This window comes from Sphingopyxis sp., assembly GCF_036402335.1.
Classification (GTDB): Bacteria; Pseudomonadota; Alphaproteobacteria; order Sphingomonadales; family Sphingomonadaceae; genus Sphingopyxis.
In genome coordinates this window covers 1-4,097 of sequence record NZ_DASWTD010000232.1, presented here as the reverse complement: position 1 = coordinate 4,097, position 4,097 = coordinate 1, and the positions used below count along the sequence as shown (strand labels likewise).

Here is a 4,097-nt window from a genome sequence, read left to right as displayed (position 1 = left end):
TCACTGGATCCCAGCGGCCGGGGTCGATGCCGAACAGTTTGAACCGGGTTCCTCCCTTCAGTTCGATCTCGACTTCGACGGTCACGGTTTCGCCGCGCAGATAGAGCGCGGGATGGTTGCTTGTTGCCGACCAGTGCGGCTCGGCATTCGCGATCATCGCGCCTGCCTTGCGCAGTCCGATCTTGTTCCAGTCGAGTTCGTCGCCGAACGCTGGGACATTCCGGTGCATGACGAGGCTGTTCAGAAATTTCAGCGAATGCATACGCGCGAACGGCGCCGGGCGCTTGAAGACTTGCTTGAAATCGGGGCCGGTGGTGAAGGTCAGGACCTGGTCGTCGCCGTTCGAGCAATAGTCGAGAAAGCCAGCGCCGACGATCTTGGTGATGAGCTCGTCGATCAGCGGCGCGACGACGATCGAGATATCGGCGCCCTTGCCGGTACCGGTAGCCAAACCATCGCCGGCGATCGTGTACTGGCTTTCCAGCACTTTGACATCGTCGATCCGAATCGCAATGCCTTCCGGCGTCAGTTCGGGAAGCGCCGAAAGCTGGCCTTCGACCGCTATTCTGATCGCGACCGCGAGGTCGGGAATCGCCGAATTGGCGACGCGTGCGACGATCGCGGGGGCGGCGGCGATGAAGCTGCCGTCGTCCTCCATCTTGAGCAGGATATCCTGTTCGACGATCATCCCGTCCGACCCCGGAATGATCGAATCGACCATGTCGAGCGTCCAGTCGCCTTTCAACGCTGCGAACAGCCGCGATGCATCGGCGAATTCGGTTGGCGCGCCATCGTCAAGCGGCGGAGAAAGCATCTGCGGCGGATCGCCTTGCGGCGCGTTTTCGGACGGAATGAATGGCTCGTCGGGCATGCTCACCCCCTGCGCATGGCCCCGCAAATTGCCGGCCATATTTCAAAGCTTAGCGCAATTCGGGCAAAGGGCCATGGGCTCGCGACCGCGGCCGGTCAACGATACGGCATGCTCCGATGCTCAGGGCGCGGGTGGGTCATCGATCGCCATTCTCGTGACATGGATATAGGTCGCCTGCCACCTATCGCCGCTGCGCCGGAAGATGTCGGTGAAGCGGATACGGACGCGAAAAGGCTTGCCGGCCGAGCGGCCCGATAGGATCGTCTCGGCGCTTGCGAGGCCGGCATCCTTGCCGAGCGGCAGGATGACGCGATCCTGTAATGCCACCGGGTCGTAATCGTCTCCGGCTCCTGTCCAGCCGTCGATGAAGAACGCCTTGCCGTAGCGCTTGCCGCTGCCGTCGATGAAGACGAGGTCGTCGGCGACCATGCGTTCGAGCGCGGCACGGTCCTGCGCGATCTGCGCGGCGTCGAAGGCGTCGGCAAAAGCGCGGAGGCCGGCCACACCATCCTCCGCACTCGCGGGCACCGGCAAGAGAATCAGCATCGCGGCGACGGCGGCGGCACCATAATTTCGCATGGGTTCAGGCCTTTCCCGGCGCCGGTCGTCCGGCGCATCCTGACAGCTGCATATCATCCCGGCGCCCACAGGCAACTCGCCGGCGTCGGCCGCGCGAATAGATGTGGCATCGCCCGTGCGCCGGGCTAGAAACGGCAAGGACCATCGTGGGAGAGGATCATGCCCCAGTCGCCGTTCCGGCAATTTCTGTCGCGCCTTTTCGGTGCGGGGCGCTCGAACCCCGTGGCGCCACGCGATCCCGGCCGCGTTCCCGCGCCGGTGATCGTGCCGCACGCTGCCCCGTCGCCGGCGCCGCCGCCTGCCGATCCGGAAGCGATGGCGGAAGAAGCACGCGACATCGTGCGCCGCGCCGTGCGCACGGGGTTCGACGATCGCGAGCGGTTGATCGGGTCGGCGATCGAAATGCTCGAAGACGGATATGATTCCGGCGCCGTGCGCGCGATCGTTCCCGCTCTGGTCGACGGGGAACTGGCGGCACACCGCAAGGCCGAACTCGGCTGGCCTGCGATCACCGACTGCGACCGGCTCGACGCGGCCTTTGCCGCGCTCGACGATGCGGGGATCGTCGCGCGTCAGAATTTCACCTGTTGCGGGACGTGCGGCTCGGCCGAAATCTGGGACGAGATCGGCGAAGCCCGCGATGCGGGCCAACCGGTGCGCGGTTATGGTTTTTATCACATGCAGGACAGCGAATCGGCGGCCGAGGGCCACGGCCTCTATCTCAACTATGGCGCGGTTGAAGAGGGCGAGGACGCGGCGCTGGCGGTCGGGCGCGAAATCGTCGCAACGCTGGCGCGCAGCGGGCTGAAGCCCGACTGGAACGGCAGCTGGGATACTCGCATCGCGGTGCCGCTCGACTGGAAGCGGCGCCGGGCCGATTGATCCGCGCTTGACCTTAACTGCGGTTGAGCTTTCATAAGGTCGGGACCGATGATTCGCGAACGGAGCCCCTGCCGATGCTGCACTATCCCGCTGCCACCCCGTCCGACCCCGTCGATGCGAGCGACGATGCGCCCGAAGCCGGCCTGTTGCCGCGTTATCTCGCGCGGATCGGCTACAAGGGACCGGTGGCGCCGACGCTCGATGTCCTCGCGGCGCTTCAGGCGGCCCATATCGCGGCCATTCCCTTCGAGGCAATCGATGCGCTGACCGGCGCGGCGATCGACATCGGCGCCGACGCGGTCGACGCCAAGCTGATCGGCGGACGCCGCGGCGGCTATTGTTTCGAGCAGAACGGCCTGTTCCTGCGCGTGCTGCAGGCGATCGGGTTCGAGGCCGAGGGGCTGCTGGGCCGCGTGCGCTGGATGCTGCCCGACGATGCGCCACCGACGCCGCGCACGCATATGGTGGTGCGGGTGATGCTGGCCGGCCGGCCGTGGCTCGCCGACGTCGGCTTCGGTGCAGCGGTGCCGCCGCAGCCGCTTGCGATGGATAGCGAAGAGGCGCAGCCGACGCGGCACGAAAGCTATCGTATCGTGCGGCACGGCGATGTGTGGCAGGTTGCGGCGTTGATCGAGGCTGAGTGGCGGACGCTGTACCGGCTCGATTCGGTGCCGCCGCCCGCAATCGATTATGAGCTCGGCAACTGGTACACCTCGGCGCATCCGGATTCGCATTTCCGGCATCAACTGATCGCGGCGCGGACGACCGCCGAGGCGCGCTACGGGCTTCGCGACAACCGTTTGACGACGCGGCTTGTCGACGGGCGCAGCGATCGGCGCTACCTCACCGCCGACGAGATCGAGCGCGTCCTGTCGGAGATATTCCTGCTACCCGTCCGGCCGCATTGGCGGCCTGCGATCGAGCGCGCCGCGACCGCGGAGATCGTGGGTTAATCGTCACCGCCGCTTGACTCGCCGCCGCCATGGCTTTCTCATGCTCCGACAAGAAAATAGCAGGAGCGGAGGCCATGGCCCTTGTTGCATCGCAACGCATTTTCGAGCGCGTGAAGGTCGCACCGTTGACACCGTCGATCGGCGCGGAGATTTCGGGAATCGACCTGAGTGAAACGCAGGACGACACGACGATTGCCGAAATCCGCGCCGCGCTGCTTGTGCACAAGGTGATCTTCTTTCGCGACCAGTTCATCACCGCCGAGCAGCATATCGCTTTTGCACGGCGGTTCGGCCCGCTCGAGATCCACCCCGCGACGCCGAAAGACCAGCCGAACCCCGAAGTGCTGCATATCGCGCACGGGCCCGATTCGCGCGGGCGCGAGAATGAATGGCATTCGGATGTCACCTGGCGCGCCGAACCGTCGCTGGGATCGATCCTGCGCGCGATCGAGGTGCCCGAAGTCGGCGGCGACACGCTGTTCGCCGACATGGCGGCAGCGTTCCGCGGCCTGTCGCCCGCGATGCAGGACTGGTGCCGCTCGCTGAGCGCCGTGCACGATATCGCGCGGGTCTTTGCGCGAAGGCTGGGCAAGAGCGTCGAGGAGCTGCACGAGCAGTATCCGCCGCAGCTCCATCCGGTGGTGCGCACCCACCCCGAAACCGGCGAGCAGGCACTGTACGTCAATACCGCCTTCACCAGCCATATCGAAGGCGTGTCGGCAAAGGAGAGCGAATGGCTGCTCGCACATCTTTATGCCCAAGCTGCAGTGCCCGAAATCCAATGCCGCTTTCGCTGGCGTGCGGGCTCGATC

At 65.6% G+C, this 4,097-nt stretch carries 5 protein-coding genes; 3 read left to right on the top strand and 2 right to left on the bottom strand.

Going from position 1 to position 4,097, the window contains the following annotated elements; genetic code table 11:
- Together VGD20_RS07305 and VGD20_RS07300 are read right to left on the bottom strand one after the other, a co-directional pair.
- Nucleotides 1-871 (bottom strand): hypothetical protein (locus tag VGD20_RS07305; RefSeq protein ID WP_331133813.1); only part of this gene is annotated, 871 nt, incomplete at its 3' end.
- A gap of 120 nt (nucleotides 872-991) precedes the next feature.
- A complete protein-coding gene (locus tag VGD20_RS07300; protein ID WP_331133812.1) occupies nucleotides 992-1,450 on the bottom strand; it encodes a nuclear transport factor 2 family protein in 459 nt (152 codons plus the stop codon).
- 159 nt (nucleotides 1,451-1,609) lie between these two features.
- On the opposite strand from VGD20_RS07300, the gene VGD20_RS07295 reads away from it, so the two are divergent.
- The 3 genes from VGD20_RS07295 to VGD20_RS07285 form a co-directional block, all read left to right on the top strand.
- The gene (locus tag VGD20_RS07295; protein ID WP_331133811.1) at nucleotides 1,610-2,332 is read left to right on the top strand and encodes a DUF6891 domain-containing protein; all 723 of its coding nucleotides are present in this window, start codon (nucleotides 1,610-1,612) and stop codon (nucleotides 2,330-2,332) included.
- A gap of 74 nt (nucleotides 2,333-2,406) precedes the next feature.
- Entirely contained in the window at nucleotides 2,407-3,285 is an 879-nt protein-coding gene (locus VGD20_RS07290) for an arylamine N-acetyltransferase (protein WP_331133810.1), read from the top strand.
- A gap of 74 nt (nucleotides 3,286-3,359) precedes the next feature.
- Nucleotides 3,360-4,097, top strand: a 738-nt coding sequence (locus VGD20_RS07285) for a TauD/TfdA dioxygenase family protein (RefSeq protein ID WP_331133809.1), incomplete at its 3' end; no start/stop codon positions are given.

What these genes read in the sequence shown, in the direction of transcription:
- VGD20_RS07300 (WP_331133812.1), bottom strand. Translation starts at nt 1,450, where the DNA reads ATGCGAAATTATGGTGCCGCCGCCGTCGCCGCGATGCTGATTCTCTTG.
- VGD20_RS07295 (WP_331133811.1), top strand. Translation starts at nt 1,610, where the DNA reads ATGCCCCAGTCGCCGTTCCGGCAATTTCTGTCGCGCCTTTTCGGTGCG.
- VGD20_RS07290 (WP_331133810.1), top strand. Translation starts at nt 2,407, where the DNA reads ATGCTGCACTATCCCGCTGCCACCCCGTCCGACCCCGTCGATGCGAGC.